Origin of the sequence: Thermophilibacter provencensis (assembly GCF_900128445.1) — a bacterium.
Lineage (GTDB): Bacteria > Actinomycetota > Coriobacteriia > Coriobacteriales > Atopobiaceae > Thermophilibacter > Thermophilibacter provencensis.
Genome location: NZ_LT671417.1, coordinates 2,506,710 through 2,528,835 on the forward strand (window position 1 = coordinate 2,506,710; position 22,126 = coordinate 2,528,835).

22 protein-coding genes are annotated in these 22,126 nt (G+C 69.8%); 3 read left to right on the forward strand and 19 right to left on the reverse strand.

The window, feature by feature from the left end:
- Positions 1-10: 10 nt before the first annotated feature.
- Entirely contained in the window at positions 11-865 is an 855-nt protein-coding gene (locus BQ7391_RS11355) for a Rossmann-like domain-containing protein (RefSeq protein WP_159437368.1), read from the reverse strand.
- Between the two features lie 61 nt (positions 866-926).
- Between BQ7391_RS11355 and BQ7391_RS11360 the strand changes: the two genes are divergently transcribed.
- Complete coding sequence (locus tag BQ7391_RS11360) at positions 927-1,514, forward strand: nucleoside-triphosphatase (protein WP_075280706.1); 588 nt, start codon at positions 927-929, stop codon at positions 1,512-1,514.
- A gap of 115 nt (positions 1,515-1,629) precedes the next feature.
- Here BQ7391_RS11360 and BQ7391_RS11365 read toward each other — a convergent pair whose 3' ends face one another.
- The 7 genes from BQ7391_RS11365 to yedF all read right to left on the reverse strand — a co-directional run bounded on the left by BQ7391_RS11365 (position 1,630) and on the right by yedF (position 9,086).
- Complete coding sequence (locus BQ7391_RS11365; protein ID WP_235858675.1) at positions 1,630-2,721, reverse strand: ABC transporter substrate-binding protein; 1,092 nt, start codon at positions 2,719-2,721, stop codon at positions 1,630-1,632.
- A gap of 59 nt (positions 2,722-2,780) precedes the next feature.
- On the reverse strand, positions 2,781-3,590 hold the full coding sequence (locus BQ7391_RS11370; protein WP_075280707.1) for an ABC transporter ATP-binding protein: 810 nt from the start codon (positions 3,588-3,590) through the stop codon (positions 2,781-2,783).
- A 1-nt stretch (position 3,591) separates the two neighbouring features.
- A complete protein-coding gene (locus BQ7391_RS11375) occupies positions 3,592-4,608 on the reverse strand; it encodes a FecCD family ABC transporter permease (protein ID WP_075280708.1) in 1,017 nt (338 codons plus the stop codon).
- Entirely contained in the window at positions 4,605-6,458 is a 1,854-nt protein-coding gene (gene yqeB, locus BQ7391_RS11380) for a selenium-dependent molybdenum cofactor biosynthesis protein YqeB (RefSeq protein ID WP_075280709.1), read from the reverse strand. Before yqeB ends, BQ7391_RS11375 begins: the two co-directional genes overlap by 4 nt.
- Positions 6,459-6,852: 394 nt before the next feature.
- Entirely contained in the window at positions 6,853-8,001 is a 1,149-nt protein-coding gene (locus BQ7391_RS11385; RefSeq protein WP_075280710.1) for an aminotransferase class V-fold PLP-dependent enzyme, read from the reverse strand.
- A gap of 167 nt (positions 8,002-8,168) precedes the next feature.
- Positions 8,169-8,393: a putative Se/S carrier protein gene (locus BQ7391_RS11390; protein ID WP_235858697.1), complete on the reverse strand. Its 225-nt coding sequence runs from the start codon at positions 8,391-8,393 to the stop codon at positions 8,169-8,171.
- 42 nt (positions 8,394-8,435) lie between these two features.
- Positions 8,436-9,086, reverse strand: coding sequence for a sulfurtransferase-like selenium metabolism protein YedF (gene yedF, locus BQ7391_RS11395; RefSeq protein ID WP_075280712.1), 651 nt, complete (start codon positions 9,084-9,086; stop codon positions 8,436-8,438).
- 118 nt (positions 9,087-9,204) lie between these two features.
- Between yedF and yqeC the strand changes: the two genes are divergently transcribed.
- Positions 9,205-9,864, forward strand: coding sequence for a selenium cofactor biosynthesis protein YqeC (gene yqeC, locus BQ7391_RS11400; protein WP_075280713.1), 660 nt, complete (start codon positions 9,205-9,207; stop codon positions 9,862-9,864).
- Positions 9,865-9,996: 132 nt separating this feature from the next.
- Positions 9,997-10,362, forward strand: coding sequence for a helix-turn-helix domain-containing protein (locus tag BQ7391_RS11405; RefSeq protein WP_075280714.1), 366 nt, complete (start codon positions 9,997-9,999; stop codon positions 10,360-10,362).
- A 126-nt stretch (positions 10,363-10,488) separates the two neighbouring features.
- Here the strand turns inward: BQ7391_RS11405 and BQ7391_RS11410 are convergent, their stop codons facing one another.
- From BQ7391_RS11410 to BQ7391_RS11465, 11 genes are all read right to left on the reverse strand, one after another.
- Positions 10,489-10,875 carry a Rid family detoxifying hydrolase gene (locus BQ7391_RS11410; RefSeq protein WP_075280715.1) on the reverse strand — a complete coding sequence of 129 codons (387 nt, stop codon included), beginning with the start codon at positions 10,873-10,875 and terminating at the stop codon, positions 10,489-10,491.
- A 131-nt stretch (positions 10,876-11,006) separates the two neighbouring features.
- Positions 11,007-12,380: a dihydropyrimidinase gene (gene hydA / locus BQ7391_RS11415; RefSeq protein WP_200799615.1), complete on the reverse strand. Its 1,374-nt coding sequence runs from the start codon at positions 12,378-12,380 to the stop codon at positions 11,007-11,009.
- A 48-nt stretch (positions 12,381-12,428) separates the two neighbouring features.
- Positions 12,429-13,373 (reverse strand): NTP transferase domain-containing protein, encoded by a 945-nt coding sequence (locus BQ7391_RS12050; RefSeq protein ID WP_083662219.1) that lies wholly within the window; start codon positions 13,371-13,373, stop codon positions 12,429-12,431.
- Positions 13,374-13,479: 106 nt separating this feature from the next.
- Entirely contained in the window at positions 13,480-14,421 is a 942-nt protein-coding gene (arcC, locus tag BQ7391_RS11430; RefSeq protein ID WP_075280716.1) for a carbamate kinase, read from the reverse strand.
- 74 nt (positions 14,422-14,495) lie between these two features.
- Positions 14,496-15,698 (reverse strand): knotted carbamoyltransferase YgeW, encoded by a 1,203-nt coding sequence (gene ygeW, locus BQ7391_RS11435; RefSeq protein WP_075280717.1) that lies wholly within the window; start codon positions 15,696-15,698, stop codon positions 14,496-14,498.
- 109 nt (positions 15,699-15,807) lie between these two features.
- A complete protein-coding gene (locus tag BQ7391_RS11440; RefSeq protein ID WP_200799616.1) occupies positions 15,808-17,214 on the reverse strand; it encodes a YgeY family selenium metabolism-linked hydrolase in 1,407 nt (468 codons plus the stop codon).
- A gap of 72 nt (positions 17,215-17,286) precedes the next feature.
- The gene (gene dpaL, locus BQ7391_RS11445) at positions 17,287-18,501 is read right to left on the reverse strand and encodes a diaminopropionate ammonia-lyase (protein WP_075280718.1); all 1,215 of its coding nucleotides are present in this window, start codon (positions 18,499-18,501) and stop codon (positions 17,287-17,289) included.
- A 325-nt stretch (positions 18,502-18,826) separates the two neighbouring features.
- On the reverse strand, positions 18,827-19,585 hold the full coding sequence (locus BQ7391_RS11450) for a hypothetical protein (RefSeq protein WP_075280719.1): 759 nt from the start codon (positions 19,583-19,585) through the stop codon (positions 18,827-18,829).
- A 45-nt stretch (positions 19,586-19,630) separates the two neighbouring features.
- Entirely contained in the window at positions 19,631-20,050 is a 420-nt protein-coding gene (locus BQ7391_RS11455) for a hypothetical protein (RefSeq protein ID WP_075280720.1), read from the reverse strand.
- Positions 20,051-20,595: 545 nt separating this feature from the next.
- Positions 20,596-21,384, reverse strand: a complete 789-nt coding sequence (locus BQ7391_RS11460; protein ID WP_075280721.1) for an ADP-ribosylglycohydrolase family protein — start codon at positions 21,382-21,384, stop codon at positions 20,596-20,598.
- On the reverse strand, positions 21,368-22,123 hold the full coding sequence (locus BQ7391_RS11465) for an MBL fold metallo-hydrolase (RefSeq protein ID WP_075280722.1): 756 nt from the start codon (positions 22,121-22,123) through the stop codon (positions 21,368-21,370). Before BQ7391_RS11465 ends, BQ7391_RS11460 begins: the two co-directional genes overlap by 17 nt.
- Positions 22,124-22,126 lie beyond the last annotated feature (3 nt).

Consider the following 22,126-nt stretch of genomic DNA (forward strand, 5'->3'; position numbering starts at 1 on the left):
AAACGGCCCCTCAATCAAGGAGCTCGCCAGCAGCCTGCGCGTGAGCGCCATCACCACCTCCGCCTGGGCTTGCAAGCGCCGCGCGACCGCGAGGCGTTGCAACGAGCACGTGCTCGAGCGCCCCGGAGCCGTGAAGCGCCGCGCCGCAGGTCACGACCTCGCGGGCCAGCTCGGCGTCAGCGACCACGCTGCCGGCGACAAGGTCCGCTCCAGCCTCCAGCACCGGCGCGCAGATCGTGGCCGACGGGCCCACCACGCAGGTGAGCGCGCCGCGCGAAAGCTCCAGCAGGCGCGGCATGGTCTTGTTGGCGAGCGTCATGCCCGTCATGACGACGAGGTCCGCGCCCGGCAGCAGGTACTCGCAGGCGGTGTCGGGCAGGTCCGTGTCCGCGCGGGCAGAGCGCTCCAGCACGACGACGTCCGCATGCTCCGCGATGGCCGCGAGGTGCGGGAAGTGGCCGACCACCACCGCGCGGGGCCGCGAGCCGTCGCTCTTCTCGGCCGCCATGCGCGCGGCCACCGGGGCGAGAAACACGAACGGGTCCGTGCTCTCCGCGTCCTCGACCAGGCCCAGCGCACCCAGCCGCCCTCGCTGGTTGTGCCAGGCGTTGAGCGCCGCCACGCCCACCGACGCCACCTCGAAGTCCCACGACTTGGCACCCGCCGCAAGCTCGCGCAGCGGGCGGCCCGCCCAGCCGCGCTCCATGCGCAGGCGCGCGCCGCCGCGATGGAGCGCGGCCACGCCCGTCCCGCATTCGGCCTCGACGAGGCAGTGGTGGGCACCCATGACCACGCGCCGCACGAGCGCGTCCTCGGGAACCTGGGCAATCATTCGGTCGTAGAGCGACCACGCATCTGTCATCATTTCCTCCAGGTTGGGTCGTCGCGACTTTGGCTCGTCGCGGTTGGGTCGGTCGGGAGGCGGCATGCTGTTCATTCTCACCGGGGACATCCGGACGGGCAAGACCACGTGGCTCGAGGCGCGCGTGCGCGAGCTCGAGGCGGCGGGCGTGCCCGTGCGCGGCGTGCTCGCTCCGGGCGTGTGGCTCGACTGCAAGAAGGTCGGAATCGAGAACGCGCTGCTGCCCTCGCGCGAGCGCGTCCTTCTCGCCACGCCTGCCGGGGATGGGTGCTCGACCGGCCTGGGCTGGGACTTCGACGCTGCGGCGCTCGCCCGCGTGAACGCGCACCTCAACGGGCTTGCCGAGACGACAGGCGAGAAGGACGCGCGCCCCGGGCTCCTCGTCATCGACGAGGTCGGCCCGCTCGAGCTGCGCCGCGGCGGCGGCCTCACCGCGGCGCTCGAGCTGCTGGACGCCGGCCCCGCACCCATCTGGCCACACGCGCTCGTGGTCGTGCGCTCCGGCCTGGCCGATGAGGTGGCCGCCCGCTGGCGCCCCGCGTGGGGCTCGGTCGAGGTTCTGCGCCCCGACGAGCGGGGCAGGCGGCGCCTCCTGGGGTCCGTGCTCGACCAACGGGCGCCACACGGCGTTCGGGGAGAGGATTGTCGGTGATTTTTATCGCTCCCCACGAGTAGGGGCATGACGGCCGATTCGTCTACCTGCGGATCTTCGACCTCGCGTCGTGTCCATACTCGCCAGGAGCCCGTAAAATCACAGACAATCTCCCCTACTCGCGCACGGCGCCGCGCATCAGCGCGTCGTACTCCTCGTCCGTGAGGTCGTGGCCGTAGAAGAGCCGGTAGTACTCCCCCACCACGTCGCGCAGGTCGTCGTCGAAGCGCTCCGGGTAGCACAGGCGCGCGTACCACTGCAGGCCGATGATCTGGTTGACCGACGCCGGCATGGAGATCCAGTTGTACGGCACGCTCGGCGCGCGGAAGTAGTTGCCGGACGTGATGGCGGCAAGTTCAGCCCAGGCAGGCTCGTCCCCCACCGTGTCATAGATCGAGTCGCCCACGAAGACGATGAGCTCGGGGTCCCAGAGCGCGATCTGCTCGAGGCCGATCTCGTTGCCCTTGCCGCTGGACGACGGGTCGTCCACCACGACGACGTTCTCGGAGCACAGGTCGATGATGCCCGACTGGAAGCCGCCGCGCGCCATCGCGTTGGTACCCGTGTCACCGAGCAGGTACGCCGCGCGCGGGCGCTCGCCCTCGGGCACCTCGGCCACGACGGCCTCGACCTCTGCCACCGCGTCGCGGCAGTACTCCGCAAGCTCAGCGGCCTTCTCGGAGTCCAGGATGTCCGCAAGCTGGTCGTAGAGCTCGGCGTAGCTGTGGAGGTCGGTCGAGTCGATGTGCACGCACGGGATGCCAATCTGCTCCTGCAGCGTGTCCAGCTCCTCGGCAAGCGAGTCCTTGGCCTCGCCGATGTCGATAATCAGCTGCGGGTCCGCCGCGGCGACGGCCTCGCGGTTGAAGTCGCCCTTGCCTCCGTAGATCTGGCCAAAGACGGGCAGGTCAGCGAGGTCCTCGCCGAGGTAGGCAAGCTGCTCGTCCGTAAGCTCGCCGGAGAGGCCGACCATCTTCTCGGGCGCCACCGTGAGCAGCACCTGCTGCGCCACGGGCCCGGATGCCGCGATGCGCTCGACCTCGGCCGGAATCTCCACCTCGCGCCCGAGCGAATCCGTGACCACGCGCGTGGCCGCCTGCTCCGCCGCAGGCCGCTGGTCGTCGGCCTGCTGACCGGACTCCGCCGCCGGCGTGCCCCCGCATGCCCCGAGCGACGCCGCCACCGCAAGCGCCGCAACAGCCGACAAGAACGTCCTTCTCCTCACTTCTTCTCCCTTCCGCCTGTAAATTGGGGACAGTCCCCAATTTACATAAAACTTTTGTGCGAATTGGGGACTGTCCCCAATTCGCAGGCCGGCACGCAGGCGCGCGCCCGATCGTTGTGGAGCGAGCTGACCTCGACGGGCAGGCCGTAGAGCTCGCTCAGGAGCGGCCCGGTAATGACGTCCGCCGGCGAGCCGCACGCGCGCACGCGCCCGCCGTCGAGCGCGAGCACCGTGTCCGCGTAGAGGTAGGCCAGGTCGGGCGCGTGCGTGGACGCGATCACCGAGAGCCCCTCGCTCGCAAGCCGCCGCACGACCGCCATCACGCGCGCCGTGTTGCCAAAGTCGAGCGCGCTCGTGGGCTCGTCCATCACGATCGAGCGCGCGTCCTGCGCGATGGCGCGGGCGATAAGGACGAGCTGCCGCTCACCGCCAGAGACCTGCATGAAGCTCCGGTGCGCGAGGTGCGCCACGCCCACGCGCTCGAGCGCCTCCTCGGCGCGGGCGCGGTCCGCCGCGGCGGGCGCGCGCAGCGGCCCCAGGCGCGACGCCGCGCTCATGAGCACCACGTCGAGCACCTCGTAGTCAAAGACCTGCGCGTGGCTCTGCGGAACGAAGGCCATCTCGCGGGCGCGCTCGGCTATCGTGAGCTCCTTGAGCGGCCGGCCGTTCACGAGGATGGTCCCCGCGCGCGGGCGCTCGAGGCCCAGGATGCAGCGGAAGAGCGTGGTCTTGCCCACGCCGTTAGGCCCGAGCACGCACGCGAGCTCGCCGTCCGCGACGGAGAGGTCCACGCCCTCGAGAACCGCGTGGTCGCCGTAGGAGAAGCTGAGGCCGGAGATCTGGAAACTCATGTCAGCCGCGCCCCCTCTTCACGATGAGCCACAGGAAGAACGGCGCGCCCACCACGGACGTGAGGATGCCGATGGGAATCTCCGCCGTGAGCGCGAGGCGCGCGATGTCGTCCACCACCAGGAGAAACGTGGCCCCAGCGAGCATGCTGGCCGGCAGGAGATGCCGGTAGTCACTGCCCACCAGACCGCGCGCGAGGTGCGGCACCACGAGCCCCACCCAGCCGATGAGCCCGGAGACCGCCACGCTCGCCGCGGTCACGAGGGCCGAGAAGAGCACGGCCACGGCGCGCACACGCGGGGCGTTAACGCCCATGGAGAGCGCCTCGTCATCGGACATCGTGAGGACGTTGAGGCGCCAGCGCATGGCCATGAGGCCCGCGAGTCCGATGGCGATGGGGCCGGCCGCCAGCGCGAGGTCGGCCACCTTGGCGCCGTTGAATGAGCCGAGCAGCCAAAAGGTGATGGCCTGCAGCTGGTTGGACGGGTCGGCCACGAGCTTGGTGTAGGAGACGCCGGCCTCGAAGAGCGACTTCACCATGATGCCGGCGAGCACGGTGACAAGGATTCGGTTGCCGCGCGCCCGGCCGCTCACCAGCAGCACGATGCCCACCGCGACGAGCGAGACGGCAAAGGCGGAGCCGGAGATCGCGAGCGAGCCAGCCCCCGCGAGAATCGCCCAGCACGCGCCGAAGGCCGCGCCCTGCGACGCGCCGAGGAAGTCCGGCGAGACGAGCGGGTTCTGGAAGATGCCCTGGAAGGCGGCGCCGGCGGCCGAGAGGCTCGCGCCCACGAGAATCACGAGCAGGATGCGCGGCAGGCGCACGTTGAAGAAGAGCGTCTCCTGCTGCGCGGAGAAGTCGCCGAGGCCCGGCGCCACGCGGGAAAGCAGCAGCTCGAGCGCGTCGGCCGGGCCGATGGGATAGCGGCCGAGCGCCAGCGAGACGAGCACGGCGGCCACGAGCAGCGCGCCGAGAAGGGCTATGATGCGGCCGGGATGTCTGCGGGCGAGGGCCGTCATGCGCGCTCGCCCTTCCCCGGTCCCTCGCCGCGACGCTCGGCGCGACGGCGGACGAGCTGCGCCACGATGGCAAGCGCGATCTCGGCGGGAGTGACGGCCCCGATGGCGAGGCCTATCGGCATAGCCACGGCGTCGACGCGCTCCTGCGGCACGCCTGAGGCGACGAGGTGCTCGCGAGCGAGGGCGGCCTTGCGGGCGCTGCCAATGCAGCCCACGTAGGCAGGCTGGACGTCGCGAGCCAGCACGGCGAGAAGGACCGTCTCGTCGTGGGCGTGCCCGTGCGTGAGCACGACGACGGAGTCGCGCGGCCCGATGGCGGCGCTGGCGGCAAGATCGTCAAACGCGCCGCAGTTCACGGTGGCTGCCTGCGGCAGACGCTCGCGCATGGCGAGCTCCGGGCGGTCGTCATAGACGTGGACCTCAAAGCCGGCCGCCGCGGCCGCCAGGCCCACGAGCGCGGCGCCCACGTGCCCGGCGCCAAAGACGTGCAGACGGCTCGGGGCGGTAACGGGCTCGCGGTAGGTGGCGTGGGCATCGTCCCAGGCCGGGGCGTCCAAGCGCGCGGCCGGGCCGACCTCGATCTTAGGCGCGGCGGCGTCCGCCCAGCGCTCCGCCACGCAGGCGGGCTCGTCGCGCAGGAGCGCGTCACGCACGGCGAGAAGGACGGGCAGGTCGTCGGCCGTGAGCGCGCGCACGGCGAGCAGCGCGTCGCCACCACAGGCCATGGCGTCGCCGGTGTGGTACCACTCAAGGCTCGGTGCGCCGCCGGAGCGCACCGCGCGGGCGCGCTCGATGGCCAGCCGCTCGATCGCACCGCCGCCGACAGTCCCGATGAGCTGGTCGTTTGCGAGGACGGCCAGGCGTGCGCCCTCGTGGCGCGGCATCGAGCCGCTCGTGGCGAGCAGGCTCGCCAGCCCCACGCGCCGCCCGGCCTCGAGCTCCGCCACGAGCGCGGAGACGAATCCCTCGTCAGAGAGAGAGCCGTTGACGGGGCGCGCGTTCTTCTCGCCCGCCGCGTTCTTCTCGCCCGCCGCGCCCTGCTCTGCCGCCGCGTTCTTCTCGCCCACGGCGCCCGAGAGCGCGAGGATCGCCTCGAGCACGCCGCCGCCCACGGCCAGCGCCTTGTCGGAGGCGCTCTCGATGTACTCCGGGTGGCAGCGCGGGTCCACGTCGCCGCACTTCATGCCCTTGCGCACGGGAACGCCGGCCTGCAAGAGCCCCCGCACCACACCGTCAATTGTGGCGCGCATGGGCTCGCCGGCTACCGTGGCGCAGACGTCGCCGGCCGTGACCTGCGCGCCGATCTCCACGCACGGCTCGAAGACGCCGTCCGCGGACGCGCGCATCACGCGCTCGCCGGCGTAGCCGCCGATGAGCCCGGGCACCGCCGTGTTGGGGATGGGCGAGCCCTCGTAGTAGACGCGCCCCAGGTAGTGGCCGCGCATCGTCTCCACCGCAGCGTCGCAGTCCTCGCGCGCGGTGAAGCCGGGACCCACGCCGATCACGACGGGCGCCATGTCGCGCGTGGTGCCAAGGTTGCGCTTGGCGAGAATTGCGTCCACCAGTGCGTCCGGCGCGAGCTCGCGCACGCAGGCGGCCTCGGGGTCAACGAGCACGGCGACGTTTCCCGCCGCCGCTGCCGCACGAGCCGATGCGGCGTCCGCGCAGAGCACGCCGCGCACGCCCTCCACGCGCGTCTCGCCCAAGCGGATGGCCTCCGAGAAGCACACGGTGCGCCGGATGGACGTGGGAACCGCAAGGTCGCACATCACGACCTGCATGCCTGCGCGGAAGAGCCGCAGCGCGATGCCCGACGCGATGTCCCCCGCCCCGCGAATGACGACCAGCATATCCGGAAACCCCCTCGTCAACGTTATACTTTCAAAAGCATAACGGCCTGCGCGACCACTCGTATTCCATCTGGTTAGTCTAGCTTACAAAATGTTTGCCTTAACGCGCTGCCCCCCGAACGGCACCTTCCCGCCGGTGATGGGTCAAAAGTGACAGGCACTTTTGACCCATTCGGCGGCGATTGCCCTCCGCCTGCGCGGTCGTCGTCACCCCCGCCCCTGGGTACGTACACAATTTCAAGGTCTATTCGGTACCATGCAATATTGTTTCCGCAGCTAGCGGGGTTGAGCTCCCCAGCATCAACTTCGCAATAGTGTACGTATCCGGGACGGCAGCGTACGTACCCGGAAGAAGGGGACCGCCGCAGCCGACGCGCCGCAGGCGAGAAGATCCTCAACTCGCGGCGATAGCCCGCACGGCGTCCACGGCAGCGTCGACCTCCTCCTCCGTATTGAACCAGCCGCAGCTCAGGCGCACGGCGCCCCTGCGCTCCGTCCCCAGCGCGCGGTGCATGAGCGGCGCGCAGTGGGCGCCGGCGCGGCAGGCGATCCCCCAGCCGGAAGCGAGCGCGTCGGCAACCTCGGCCGAGTCCAGGCCGTCCACGTTCAGCGCCACGATCGACCCGCAGCGCCCGGTCGCCACGGGCCATCCGCCGTACACCGTCACGCCCGACACCCCGGCCACGCCCTCGTAGAGCCTCTGCGCGAGCTCGTGCTCGCGCGCGCCGACCGCAGCCGGCCCGCCGCCCTCCTCGATGCACCGCACGGCGGCGAGAAGCCCGGCGAGGCCGTGGGCGTTGAGCGTGCCCGCCTCCATGCGCGTGGGCCACCCCAGCGGGTGGCGACGGTCGAACGAGTGGACGCCGGAGCCCCCCTCCGCCCACGGCCGTGGCTCGACGCCCTCGGCCACCGCCATCCCGCCCGTGCCCTGCGGGCCCATGAGGCCCTTGTGCCCGGTGAAGCAGACCACGTCGAGGCCCATGGATGCCATGTCCAGGGGCACCGCCCCCGCCGTCTGCGACGCGTCCACCACGACGAGCGCGCCGACCGCGTGCGCGAGCTCGGCCACGCGCGCCACGTCCACGAGGTTGCCGGTCACGTTGGAGCCGTGCGTCACCGCGACGAGGCGCGTGCCCGGCGTGGCAAGCCGCTCGAGGTCGTCCATGTCCAAGAAACCGTACGCGTCGCAGCCCGCGTACGCCACCTCCGCGCCCCACTCGTCCGCCAGGCGCGCGAGCGGCCGCAGCACGGAGTTGTGCTCCAGCACGGTGGTCACCACGCGGTCGCCCGGCCCCACAAGGCCCGAGATCGCAGCGTTGAGGGCGCAGGTCGAGTTTGCCGAGAAGCACACGTGGTCGGCGCGCGGGCAGCCGAGCAGATGCGCCATCGCCTCGCGACAGCGCAGCACCATGCGCCCCGCGTCGAGCGCGCCCGCGGACGCGCCGCGCCCGGCGTTGCCGAGCGAGCCCATCGCGGCCACGACGGCATCCACGACCTCCTGCGGCTTGCGCATCGTGGTTGCCGCGTTGTCCAGGTAGATCATCGACCCCACGTCCTTCTCGCCTGCCGATTAACGCGCATAATCTGCTACGACTTTCTATATCCTCAGGTGGAAATAGCGCACATGTCAGATTTTGCGCGTTATTTCCGTCCCGCGCCACGCCTGCGCCGTACCCGGGCCCGCCTCGCCGACGAGAAGGACGGCACGCCTCAGCGAAACTCCAGCAGCTCCACCACGGCCCAGCCCTCCACGGGCACGCCGTCGGCGGCAAGCGCTGCCGCGAGCTCGTCTTGCGCCTCCGGCGCGGCCTTCCACGCCAGCCCGCAGCCTGCCGCGACCTCCCCGGGAACCGGGATCATGCGGCCGGGCAGCCCGCGCCGAAGGCAGCACTCCTCGCACGACATCGCCGCCGTGGCGGTGGGAAACGTCACCACCAAAGACGGCACCCGCACGCGCGCCATCGCCCGCCGTCGGCCCTACGGCCGCACCACGAGGCTCGCGCCGGTCAGGCGCTGCGCGATCACGTACATGTTGGTCACCTCGCCCACGGCCAGCGTGTCCGCGATGCCGTAGTGGTCGAGGCAGGTCCCGCAGGTGAGCACCTCCACGCCGGAGGCCGCGAGGCCCCGCAGGTCCTCGAGCGCCGCGGACCCCTCGCAGCTGAGGCGCGCGCCTCCGTTGTAGAGCAGGACGCACGCCGGCAGCTCGTCGAGCTGCGTGAGCGAGTAGACGAAGCTCCCCATGAGCTTCTTTCCCAGCACGTCGTCCCCGGTGCCCATGCACTCAGAGGTGATCGCCACGACCACGCGGCGCGGAGAGGCCGCCGCGGACGGCGTGCCCGGCGCCGGCACCTCGCACGTCGCCGACTCGGCCTCCGCGTCGCTCACCCCGAGCGCCACGGACGTGGTCACGGTAACGCGCCATTCCTTCTCGCCCAGGCGCTCGCTCGCCACCGCGCAGCCCTTGCCCTCGCCCATGCGCGTGAGGTTCTGCACCGCGATCTCGTTGTCCACGAGCGTCTCCACGCTGCCCGGGCCGGCCAGCGCCGCGAGTGCCTTGAGGGTCCGCACCACGGGGATGGGGCACGCCTCGCCCCGCGCGTCGATCGTGAGCACCGTCTCTGCCATGTCCGTCCCTTCGCTCGCTCGCCGAAAATCGTTCTGCCTGCCAGACAGATTGTAATAGGGCGTTATATTTTGAGAACTACAAAGCGGCAGGCGGTAGGACAGCATCGAGGAGGTGCGCATGGGCTTTGCGGAGGCGCTGGGTGTGGGACGCGGCGTGACGTCGGTCGTGGGCAGCGGCGGCAAGACGTCGCTCCTGGCGGCGCTCGCGCGCGAGCTGCCGGGTACCGTCGTGCTCGCCACCACCACGCACATCCTGCCGTTTGCGGACGTGCCGCTCGTGACATCGGGAGACGCCGCGGACGTGCGGGCGGCGCTCGCGGCGTCGCGCGTCGTCTGCGTGGGCTCGCGGGGCGAGAAGGACGGCAAGCTCGTAGCCCCCTCCCTCGGCATGGAGGCGCTCGCCGCCCTCGCGGACTACGTCCTCGTGGAGGCCGACGGCGCGCGGCGGCTGCCGCTCAAGGCGCACGCCGCCTGGGAGCCCGTCATCCCCGCGTGCTCGGGCCGCACGGTGCTCGTGCTCGGCGCGTCGGGGCTCGACCGGCCCGTGCGCGAGGCGGTCCACCGCCCGGAGCTCTTCTGCGAGCTCGCCGGCTGCGCGCCGGAGGACCTTGCCACGCCCGCGCTCGTCGCCCGCGCCGCCAACGCCGAGGCGCTTGCCGACGTCGCCCTCGTCAACCAGGCCGAGACGGCGCCCGGGCGCGCCCGCGAGCTCGCGGTCCTTCTCGCCATCCCGGCGTTCGTGGGTAGCCTGCGAACCGGAACCATAGGCACGCCATAGGCGTTCAAGACCGCAGGGGCACTGCCAGAAAACTCCGCGTAGCCGAACGCAACCCAAAGTTGCGCGATAGGTGCTGTTGTCAACCGGGGCGACTTGCTATGGTTGAGGCCAGCCACGCGGAAAGGAGCTGCCATGATTTACGGACTGGGACCGACGGAGCTCGCCATAGGGGCGCTCGTCGCGCTGGTAAGCGCCCTGCCGTGGATTCTGCTCGTGGTGCTCATGGTTCTTGCCATCCGGTGGTTCCTGCGCCAGGAGCGCGAGCGCAAGGACCCCGAGCGCGTGGCCGTGCGCCGCTCGCTCGGCGAGGTGCTGCGCGCCCATCGCGAGCGCTGCAAGATGACGCAGGAGCTTGTTGCCGAGAAGATCGGCGTCAGCAGGCAGGCCGTGTCCAAGTGGGAGTCGGGCGCCACGGAGCCCAGCACGAGCAACCTCATCAAGGTCGCCCGCCTCTATGGCATCGACCCGGCCGACCTCCTCCGCGAGGTAGAGGACTAGCTAAAAAAACAGACCGGCACCTGAGGACCGAGACGGCGGACGCCCGCCGACTTCCTAAGCAGGATCTTCCGCAAAGCGCAGTCCTGCGTGGAAGTCGGCGGGCGTCCCCTCCCGGCGAGGCTCTGCCTACAGGTAGGCCACGGCCTTGATCTCGACCTTGGCGGCCTTGGGCAGCGCGGCCACCTCGAAGGCGGCGCGGCTGGGGTAGGGCGCCTCAAAGAACTCGCCGTAGACCTCGTTCATGGCCGCGAAGTCGACGATGTCGTCCAGGAGGACGGTGACCTCGGCGACGTCGGCCATGCTCGCGCCGGCGGCCTCGAGGATGTTCTTGATGTTGGTGAGGCTCTGGCGGGTCTGGGCGGCGATGTCCTCGCCGGCGAACTCGCCGGTTGCCGGGTCGATCGGCAGCTGGCCGGACACGTGAATGGCCTTGGTGGCCGGGGCGGCCACCGCCGCGGAGTAGGGGCCGAGCGCGGCGGGAGCCTTGTCGGTGACGATTGCCTCGATTGCCATATTCTTCTCCTTTCTGTGTGTGACAGGGGGACGGAGGTTTTGTCACCGCTCCGTCCCTGTGTCACCTGGTTCCAAGCGTGACAGGGGGACGGAGCGGTGACAAAACCTCCGTCCCCCTGTCACGTCTCACACTATCTTGCCACGTAACGGCCGGGGGTGGGGCCGCAGGGCTCGCCGTCGCGTGCCACGAGCTCGCCGCCCACGTAGACGAGGTGCGCCCGTCCGTGCGCCTCGAAGCCCTCCCACGGCGTGTAGTCCACGGCCTGGTGCTGCGTGGCTGCAGAGATCACCCAGCGCGCCGACGGGTCCCACACGCAGACGTCGGCAGCGGCGCCCACGGCGAGCCGCCCGCGCTCCGGCCACAGGCCGAAGACGCGCGCCGGGCCCTCGGAGAGCAGCCGGCACAGCTCCATCGGACCGAGCTGGCCCTCGAAGGTCGTGGCCACGACGGCCGGGCGGTGCTCGATGCCGGGCCCGCCGTTGGGGATCTTGGTGAAGTCGCCGCGGCCGCGGTCCTTCTGGCCGTGCAGGTTGAACGAGCAGTGGTCCGTCGCGACGGAGTCCACCTCGCCGGCAAGCACCGCCTCGCGCAGCGCGCGCACGTCGGCCGGCTTGCGCAAGGGCGGGCTCATCACGTACTTGGCGCCCGCGAAGCCGTCGTCGCCGGACTCGAGGTAGCGGGTGTCGTCGAGCGTGAGGTACTGCGGGCAGGTCTCCACGTAGACGCCCCTCTGGCCGCGGGCGCGGGCGGCGCGCACGGCGAGAAGGCCGAGCTTCGTGGAGAGGTGCACCACGTTCACCTTGGCACCCGCGACCTGCGCCAGGTAGAGCAGCCTGCTCACCGCGTCCGCCTCGGCCTCGGCGGGACGGGAGAGCGGGTGCCCCTCCGGGCCCGCGATGCCGGCGCCCAGCACGCGCCTCTGCAGCTCGTTCACCACGTCGCCGTTCTCGCAGTGCACGCAGAGAACGGCGTCCAAGTCGCGCACGACCTCCAGGCAGCGGAGCGTCTCCGCGTCCGTGAGCCGCAGGTGGTCGTAGGCGAGGTAGGTCTTGAAGCTGCTCACGCCCGCCTCGCGCATGCGACGCATCTGGGCGGGCGAGTCCTCGCCCCACTCGGAGATGGCCATGTGGAAGCCGTAGTTGGCCGTGCAGCCGGCCCCGCTCTCCGCGCGGCGGTGCCACTCGGCCAGCGCGTCGTCCATCGTCACGCCGCGATCGGCCGTGGCGTAGTCCACGATGCAGGTGGTGCCGCCGCAGGCCGCAGCGCGCGTGCCGGTCTCAAAGCTGTCGGCCGTCCAGTCCATGCCGGTCCAGCACTGCAGATGGGTATGCGCGTCGATGAAGCCGGGGAACACCCAGCAGCCGCTCACGTCCTCGACCTCGTCGCCGGGCGCGGGCTCGATGTGAGCCGCAAGGCCAACGATCTTCTCGCCCTCCAGCGCGAGGTCGCCGCGGCGCAGGCCCTCCGGCGTGACCAGCGTGCCCCCGGCCAGGATTCTTCTCACCGCAATCCCTCCTCTCTCGTTACCTGACAAACTGCCCTGTCACCTTTGTCAGGTCCTGTCGGCCAGCGCGCCCTCAAGGCGCGCCAGGTCGTCGGGCGTGTCCACGTCCGCAAGCTCCCACTCGTCGGTCGCCTCCACCAGGCGAACGCGGCACATGAGCTCGGAATGACCGTCCAGGAGGACGCGCCCTCCCGCGTCGCCCTCGAGTCCCGCCAGCGCGCCCAGCGTGTCGCTTGGCCAGAGCACCGGGTTCGCGGGCCGACCCTGCCACGCCAGCCGCACGATCGCCGTGGGCTCGTGCGTGAGCGCGCTCACCAGCGAGCGCACGCTCCCCTCGCGCAGGAGGGGCTGGTCGCCGGTCACGAAGAGGCAGCCGGCACGATGCCCCAGCGCCTCCAGGCCCGCGCGCATCGTGTCGCTCTTGAGCGGGCCCTCCGCGCGCACGCAGCGCACGCCGAGCCGCTCGCACAGCGCCTCGACCGCGTCCCAGCGCGTGACCACCACGACGTCCAGCAGGTCCGCCGGCAGCGCAGCGAGCGTGCGCTCGAGCACCGGCGCGCCGGCCAGCGGCGCCAGGAGCTTCCCTCCCGGCTCGCCGCCGAAGCGCGCGCCCTCGCCGGACGCCATGACCACGCAGCCCAGGCGCGGCGCGTCGACAAAGCCCGAGAAGCACGTCTCGTAGGAAGCGGAGAGGGCCCGGCGGCTCGTGCGCTCGAACGCGCGGTAGCGCTCGATGAGCTCGCACGCCTCGGCCGTGAGCTGGGACCCGCCTCCCCCGGACCCGCCCACGGTCCGCTCGGTGAGCGCAAGGCCGAAGGCGCGCTCCGCGTCGCGCACGAGGCGCGTGGCCTTGGTGTAGGCCATGCCCATCTCGATGGCGGCGGCGCGGAGGCTCCCGAGCTCCCCCACGCGCTCCAGCAGGTCGACGGGACCGGGCCCGAAGACCCGGCGCCCGTCGTCATCCAGAAGATATGCCCTGAGGTCGGGTCTCATGCCCGCGATTCACCGTCCTTCTCGCCGAGCCGCCCTTCTCGCCGAGCCGGCGAGAAGGGCCCGGGGCCTGCGGCCCTCGTGCAAAAGTGACTGTCCCTTTTGCACACTAACCACGTACGATGGTACCCGTCTTGCCGGCGATGCCGTCCGCCGCGCGCTCGAGGAGCGTGATCAGTGAAGAGCGGCCCTCGCCGGACTGCGCGAACGCGAGCGCAGCCTGGACCTTGGGCAGCATCGAGCCCGGCGCGAACTGGCCCTCCTCGATGTAGCGCGCGGCGGTCTCGGGCGTGAGCTCGTCCAGCCACTGCTGGTCGGGCTTGCCAAAGTTCACGGCGACCTTCTCCACGGCCGTGAGGATCACCAGGAAGTCGGCATCCAGCTGCTCGGCCAGGCGTGCTGCCGCGAAGTCCTTGTCGATGACGGCCGCCGCTCCCTTGAGGTGGTTGCCCTCGGTCCTGAACACGGGGATGCCTCCGCCGCCGCAGGCGATGACCACGTGATTGGTCTCGACGAGCGAGCGGATGGTGTCAAGCTCCACGATGCCCGCGGGCTTGGGAGAGGCCACCACGCGGCGATACCCGCGCCCGGCGTCCTCCACCACGTCGTAGCCGCGCTCGGCGATCATGCGCTCGGCCTCCTCGCGCGTCATGAAGGAGCCGATCGGCTTGGTGGGGTTGGCGAAGGCGGGGTCGTTGGGGTCCACCTCGACCTGCGTGAGCACGGTGGCCGCGCCCACGTCTATCCCGCGGTCGAGCATCTCCTCGCGCAGCGCGTTCTGCAGGTCGTATCCGATGTAGCCCTGGCTCATGGCCACGCAGACCGACAGCGGGCACGGGATGTACTTCTCGGGGTCGGAGCGCGTGAGCTGCGTCATGGCCTCCTGAATCATGCCCACCTGCGGCCCGTTGCCGTGGGCAACCACGACCTCGTTGCCCTGCTCGATGAGGTCCACGATCGCGCGCGCCGTGTGCTTGACGGCCTGCATCTGCTCGGGCAGGTTGTTGCCCAGGGCGTTCCCGCCGAGGGCGATGACGATTCTCTTACCCATGGTTCCTCTCCTGAATAGAAAAGTTGCCTAAAAGGGGCCTGTCCCCTTTTAGGCAACTCTGGGGAATCGAGCGATTAGGCCTGGTTCCAGCGGGGCTTGGCCGCGGCCTCGAGCGCCGCGAGCGTGGCCACGGGGTCCTTGACCTTCTGCAGGAAGATCATCGCCGCGATGGCATACGGCTTGTAGCTGGCCTCCTTGTACATGCCCACGCGGTGCATGTCAAAGACGTCGGCCATGACCTCGCCGTGCTCGCAGGAGACGCCGGAGATGTCGGCGGGCAGCGGGTGCATGTAGATGGTGTCGTCGCCGTGAGCGGTCTTGGCCATGAGCTCGCGCGTGGAGCACCAGTCCATGTGGGTGGCGTTCTGGGCGAGGAGCTCCTTCTCGAGCGCCTTGATGCCGGCGTCGTCGCCCTCGGCGTAGAGGTTGGTGCGCTTCTCCATGGCGGCGTAGGGGGCCCAGCTCTTGGGGATGACGATGTCGGCGCCCTCGAAGGCCTCGGCCATGGTGTTCACCTGGCGGAACGTGCAGCCGGACTCCGCGGCGTAGGCCTTCGCGGCCTCAACGCGGTCGCCCATGAGGTCGTAGCCCTCGGGGTGGGCCAGCGTGACGTCCATGCCGAAGCGCGGGAGCAGCGAGATGAGCGACTGCGGGCAGGAGAGCGGCTTGCCGTAGCTCGGGGAGTACGCCCAGGTCACGGCCACCTTCTTGCCGCGCAGGTTCTCCAGGCCGCCGAACTCCTCGATGAGGTAGAGCATGTCGGCGGAGGACTGGGTCGGGTGGTCGGAGTCGGACTGCAGGGAGATGAGGGTCGGGCGGTGGTCGAGCACGCCGTCCTTGTAGGCCTCGTCGACGGACTCGGCGACCTCGGCCATGTAGGCGTCTCCCTTGCCGATGTACATGTCGTCGCGGATGCCGATGACGTCGGCCATGAAGGAGATCATCGTGGCGGTCTCGCGGACGGTCTCGCCGTGCGCGATCTGGGACTTGCCCTCGTCGAGGTCCTGGAGCTGGAGGCCCAGGAGGTTCGTGGCCTTGGAGAACGAGAAGCGCGTGCGGGTGGAGTTGTCGCGGAAGAGCGAGACGGCGAGGCCGGAGTCGAAGATGCGCGGCGAGATGTTGCGCTCGCGGAGGTTGCGCAGGGCCGCGGCCACGGCGTAGAGCGCGCGGAGCTCGTCGGTGGTCTTGTCCCAGGTGTGCAGGAAGTCGGCGTTGTACATGCCGGAGAAGTCGTAGCCCTTGAGCTCGTCGAGAAGCGCGGAGAAGTCCTTGGCCATGTTCGTTTCCTTTCTGCGTGCAAAAGGGACAGTCACTTTTGCACGGTCCGATTCTTCGGTTCTGGGGGCGTGCAAAAGTGACTGTCCCTTTTGCACGCCCCACGCATCGCTACTTGATGTCGTTGTCAGTGGCGCCGGCGCGGAAGACGGTGACGTCGCCGGTCTTCTTGGACGGGTCGTAGAGGTTGAGCGCGGCGGTGTAGAGCGCGGCGCAGGTCACGAGGTCCTGCTTGTAGGTGACCTCGTTGGGTGCGTGCGCCTGGCTCTCGGCGCCGGGGCCAAAGCCCACGCACGGGATGCCGTAGCGGCCCTGGATGGACACGCAGTTGGTGGAGAAGGTCCACTTGTCGGTCAGCGGACGGCCGGCGCGCTTGTCCATGGACGGCTCGCAGCCGATGCGTTCCTCGCCGAAGAGCTCGTGGTGGGCGTCGACGAGGGCCTGGACGTGAGCGGCGCTCTCGGCGTTGATCCACGTGGGGAAGTAGGCCTCGGTCTCGTAGACGGTGCCCTTCCAGCTGGGGCGGTCGTACATGTACATGGAGACCTTGACGTCATCGCCGTACTTCTTGACGGCGGGCAGGTCGCGGATCTCCTGGAGGCAGGAGTCCCAGGTCTCGCCGGCGGTCATGCGGCGGTCGATGGAAATCGCGCAGCTGTCGGCCACGGCGCAGCGGCTGGGCGAGGTGTAGAAGATCTGCGACACGGTGCAGGTGCCGCGGCCCAGGAAGCGCGCGTCCTCAAAGTGCTCGGGGTTGTACTTGGGGTCGAGCATCTTGACGAGGCCCTTGATGTCGGTGGACTCGTCGCAGCCGTTGTTGTTGAGGGCGCGGACGTCGGCGATGATGTCGGCCATCTTGTAGATGGCGTTGTCGCCACGGTCGGGCGCGGAGCCGTGGCAGGAGACGCCGTGCACGTCAACGCGGATCTCCATGCGGCCGCGGTGGCCGCGATAGATGCCGCCGTCGGTGGGCTCGGTGGAGATGACGAACTCGATCTTCTCGCGCGCGTCCTCCGGGCCGTCGAAGTACTTGTTGACGATGTACTGCCAGCACATGCCGTCGCAGTCCTCCTCCTGGACCGAGCCGACGACCATGATCTTGTAGCCCTCGGGGATGAGGCCGAGGTCCTTCATCATCTTCGCGGCGTACGTGGCGGAGGCCATGCCGCCCTCCTGATCGGAGCCGCCGCGACCGTAGATGAGCTCGTCGGTCTCGTAGCCCTCGTAGGGGTCGGCCTCCCAGTTGTCGCGGTTGCCGATGCCCACGGTGTCGATGTGGGAGTCGATGGCGATGATCTTGTCGCCCTCGCCCATCCAGCCGATCACGTTGCCCAGGCCGTCGACCTCGACCTTGTCAAAGCCGAGCTTCTCCATCTCGGCCTTGATGCAGGCCACGACCTCGCCCTCCTCGCAGGACTCGGAGGGGTGGGAGATCATGGCGCGAAGGAAGGCGGTCATGTCCTTGCCATAGGCCTCCGCGGCGCTCTTGATCTCGTCGAAGTTCAGTTCCTTGGCCATTTTGCTTACGTCCTTTCTGACGCCCTCGTTACCAGTCTTCTGCCGAGAAGAACGCGTTCTTCTCGCCCTTCCCTACTCGGCGGGGTACGCGCCATCCCACACGACCCTGCGGTAGTTCACCGGGTCCGTGTCGCCCTCGGTCGAGAAGAGCAGCACGGAACTCGTCTCGTCCAGGCCGATGGCCTCGCGGAGCTCGGCGTACTCGTCAGACTCCATGAGGGTCGTGATCAGGCCCGCTCCCACGGCGCCGGACTCGCCGGAGATGACGCGCGGGTCGCCCTTCCTGGGGGCGCCGAGCACGCGCATGCCCTTGGCGGCCACCCAGTTGGGGCAGCTCACAAACACGGACACGTGGTTGCGCAGGATGTCCCAGCCCAGCGTGTTGGGCTCGCCGCACGCCAGACCCGCCATGATCGTGGGCATGTCGCCGTCCACGATGCGCGGGTCGCCGTCGCCGGCAAGCGCGCCCTTGTAGAGGCAGGCCGCGGTGTCGGCCTCCATCACCACGAAGGTGGGCGGGTTGTCGGGGAAGAGGTTGGTGAAGTAGCCCACCACGCCGCCGGCCAGGCTGCCGACGCCGGCCTGCACGAAGACGTGCGTCGGGCGCTCCACGCCGGCTGCCGCATACTGCTCGGCCGCCTCGGAGGCCATGGTGCCGTAGCCCTCCATGATCCAGGACGGGATCTCCTCGTAGCCGTCCCAGGCGGTGTCCTGCACGATGACGCCGTTCTCGCAGGCCTCGGCCTCGGCGGCGGCCATGCGGACGCACTCGTCGTAGTTGACGTCCTCGATGGTGACCTCGGCGCCCTCGGCGGCGATGTTGTCAAAGCGGCTCTTCACGCTGCCCTTGGGCATGTGCACGACGGCCCTCTGGCCCAGCTTGTTGGCGGCCCAGGCGACGCCGCGGCCGTGGTTGCCGTCCGTGGCGGTGAAGAAGGTGGCCTGACCGAAGTCGCGCGCCAGCTCGTCGCTCGTGAGGTAGTCGTAGGTCATCTCGGAGACCGGGCGGCCGATCTTGCCCGCGATGTAGTTGGCCATGGCGAAGGAGCCGCCGAGCACCTTGAAGGCGTTGAGGCCAAAGCGGTAGGACTCGTCCTTCACGGCCAGGTTCGCGAGGCCGAGCTCGCCCGCCAGCCGGTCCAGCTTGGCGAGCGGGGTGACGTCGTACTGCGGGAAGCTCCTGTGGAAGCTGCGCGCCGCCTCCACGTTCTCGAGGGACATGATGCCAAGGTGCTTGTCGTCGCTCTTAGGCATCTTGTTGGCGACCCACTTGATCTTCTCGCTCAACGCTTCCTCCTTGTGCTCTGGCGGCTTTCCCGCCTGCGCTCTCGTGCTTGCCGTGCTTGCCAACTTTTTGTCTGGTATCCAAACAAAATGTTTGTTAGCCCATATATTCCCACTTTTCAAGCGTGTTTCAAGAGGAAATTTTGCGGTGTCGCAGACGGTACGTTTGCGGCTGCGAACGGCATGCCAGGAAGAACCACTTCATGACCAGCACACGCGACGTTCGTTCTTCTTGGCGGGGCGGCCGACCGCTCGACGCGGGAGAGCCGCCCCCAGCCCGCCGCCGCCAGAAAGAGCGGGGGACAGGGCCGCTCGCGCGCCGCGGCGGCTAGGACAGGTGGACGCGCTCGGCGACGAAGGCGTCCAGCGCCTCGACCCCCTCAAGCGACGAGGACAGGGAGACGCGCGCGTCAGCCGTGCGGACCACGAGCCTGCGCAGCGCCCCCGACCCGTCCGGGGCGACCACGCGATCGACACCCGTGACCTCGGAGAATGCGAACGCGCGCTCGGGGCCGAGCGTCGGCCGCACCCTCATCCCGCCCAGGTCCGCCGTCACCCCAAAACGCCACGAGCGCAGGGCGAGCGCCGCGCAGAGCAGGGAGAGGGGCGCGAGAAGGACGTTGATGAGCACCACGCCGTAGACCCCCTCGAGGGAGCCCATCACGAGGGAGAGGGCCAGCTCGGCGGCGGCGACCAGCGCCGCCAGGAGCGTCCAGAGCGCCGCGCTCGACCGCGGCGCGCGGACCTCGACCCGGAGGTGGTGGCCCCCTTGGCACCACAGCTCCCCGTCCTCGCCGAAAAAGCGGACGTCAAAGCTGTCGCAGACCCACGGCCACAGCGAGCAGACCGCCTCGGCGACGGCAAGCCGCCGGGCGCCGTCGAGCCCGGCGGCGGTGAAGGCCCCGTCCGCGCCCAGAAACCGCATCTCGTCCGCATGCGCGCAGAACCCGTCCTCCGCGGTCATGCGCCCGGGGACGAGCGATGTGCCACCCGGCAGGCGCACGCCAAACGAGCGCTCCAGCTCCCCGAGGTCCCACTCGGAGAGCTCGACGACGAGACGGGCGTCTGTGAGCTCAGCGACCCTCATGCGTGCCGTCCCGCCGGCTGGCCTTGGTGACGTCCTGGGTGCCCTCTAGGGCCGCCAGCACGTCCGAGAAGCTCCGTGCGAGAAGGACCGGCCCTCGTAGACGTTCTCCTGACGGGCGTCGTCAAAGTAGCCCTCAGGAGCCTGCAGGAGAACGCTGCCGTACGTGCTCGAGCGCTCGTCGCAGTCGAGCGCCGCAACGCAGCCACAGCTGTCGAAGATCGGCAGCAGATGCTCCGCTATCAGTCCCTCCGCGCGGCAGCATCGATAGATGTCGGGTATGCGCTCGGCGGAAAACCACTCGGAGACCTCGCACTCGTCGCCGTCGCCCGTGACGAGATACGCCCGCGAGGGCATGACGGGCTCGACGTGCGCGGCTGCAGCGTCCTGGAAGAGGAAGTCCCTGTACTCGATGGGCACGGGATGGCGGAACTCTTGCACGATCCAGCCCGCGAAGTCGCTCTCCATGTGCCCTCCCCCGCCTCGTTGGCGTGCGTCCCCTGTTTTCCATCTTACGAGAAGGGCGGGTGGAGTGACGGCCGGCGCCTCGTTGCTGGTAGTGAGACACGTGCTGTGGACGATCAAGCACATGAACGTCTAGGTGCTCGGCACGCCAGCGGCGCTGACCGCGGCGGATGCCACGCTCGTAGCACCGAACGTAGCCAAAGTCGTGCAAGTGTGGGTGTGGCGGAGCTCTCGAAACGCAGGGCGTCGCAGTGCAGCTGGAGCGCATGGACATGCCACCGATGCCGACGGCCACACGTGTTTGACGTCCCGCGTCATGGCGAGAGGGATCTCCCTGTGGGCGAGAAGAGCGTGTGGCCGAGGCTGGTCTAGCAAGGAAGTCGGGCGGGGCCCGCCGCGTTGTTCGCCAAGAGAGTTGGGCGGAAGGCTGGAGAGAGCGTAGTCTGGCTTGCCTCCACCTCGGAACACGTTGCGCCTCGCGCGGCGTCTGAAATGGCCACCGGGAACGGATCGCATGATTTGGGTTGAAGTGTTCTACCAGAGAAACATCAGAAGAGGCAGCGCTCGATGATGTCCTTGCCCCTCAGCGCCTCCATCCAGGCAGGTGGGATGGCGTCCGCCCCGTACGCGATGCCCGCGAGCGACCCGGCCACGGCGGCCGTGGTGTCCGTGTCGTCCCCGAGGTTGACCGCGCGCAGCACGCACTCCGCGTAGGATTCCGAGACCACCAGACACCAGAGCGCGGCGCAGTAGGTATCTCGCACAAATCCGCCCGAGCCCAGGTCCTTCTCGCTGGCGGCGAGAAGGACCTCGTAGTCCGGGACCGCCTCCGCCGGCGAGGCGCCAGCCGCGAGCGCGCGCATCACGCGCACCATGTCCACGCAGGCCTCGGTGGATACGGGGTGCGCGTGCGTGATAGCCGAGACCGCGCGGACCTCGTCGTCCGTGGCGTCCGTAAAGGCGAGCGGCGCGATGCGCATGAGCGAGCCGTTGCCGTTGTCGCGCTCGCCCGCGCAGCCCACGCCGGCGGCGAGCGCGCGGGCCGTAGTGTTGCCGTAGTCAAAGACCACGCCGTCGATGGCGTAGGCGCCGTCGTCGATCCACGCGCGGAACCGGGAGAGCATGTCGCCTGTGTCCACGCGCCCGCAGACGCGAATGCTGTCGCAGGTGGCGAGCGTCATGCTCGTGTCGTCCGACCAGGTGCCCGCCGGCTGGTCGTGCGTGCCGTGGCCGACCATCCCCGTGCAAGCGAAGCTCCCCCGCGGGCGGAACTCGTACGGCACGCCGAGCGCGTCACCCACGGCCAGGCCATAGATCGCGTCACGAAGCGTTGGCATGCGCTCCTCCCTCCCCCGGGGCCGGCTGCAGCAGCTCGCGCAGATATCCGACGAACTCGTCCGGGCCCTCCGGCGGGCAGTGGCCGATGACGAAGGTCTCCGGTGCCGGGTCCAGGCCCTCAATCGTGGTGAGAAGTGCGCGCAGCCGCGCGGGGTCGAGGTGGCAGACGGCCAAGTCGTCGCCGGAGTCGTAGTCCTCGCAGAAGCAGTCGCCAACGAAGAGGGTACGCTCCTCGGGGACGTAGACGAGCGTAGAGTCGTTGGTGTGGGGCGCGTCCGTGGCGATCAGCCGGGCCGTCGCGCCGCCGAGGTCGATCGCGAGCTCGCCCTCAAACTCTATGTCGGCGGTCACGACGACAGGGTCCTCCCCGGGCGGGAACTCCTCGGCAAAGCCCTGGGCCGAGCGGATGTCCGCGTGGCGCGGGTCATCCGGGTCCGAGAGGATTCCACGCGCCTCGAGTAGGTGCTCGTTCGTCTCTTTCCGGGCGACCGTGAGGCCGGCGACGGCGCTCATGCCAAAGCTGTGATCCCAGTGCCAGTGCGTAAGCGCGGTGAGGTCGGGCAGCGAAAGGCCCGCCGAGACGAGCTCGCGGTAGAAGTCCGCGACGTGGCGCGGCGAGTAGCCCGCGTCGACGGCAAGCGCGAGGCGATCCCCACGCACGAGCGCCAGCACGGGACGGTCAAGCTCCCCGACGTGCTGGAGATAGGATATGCGCTCCGACAGGCGAACGAGCGTCATGGC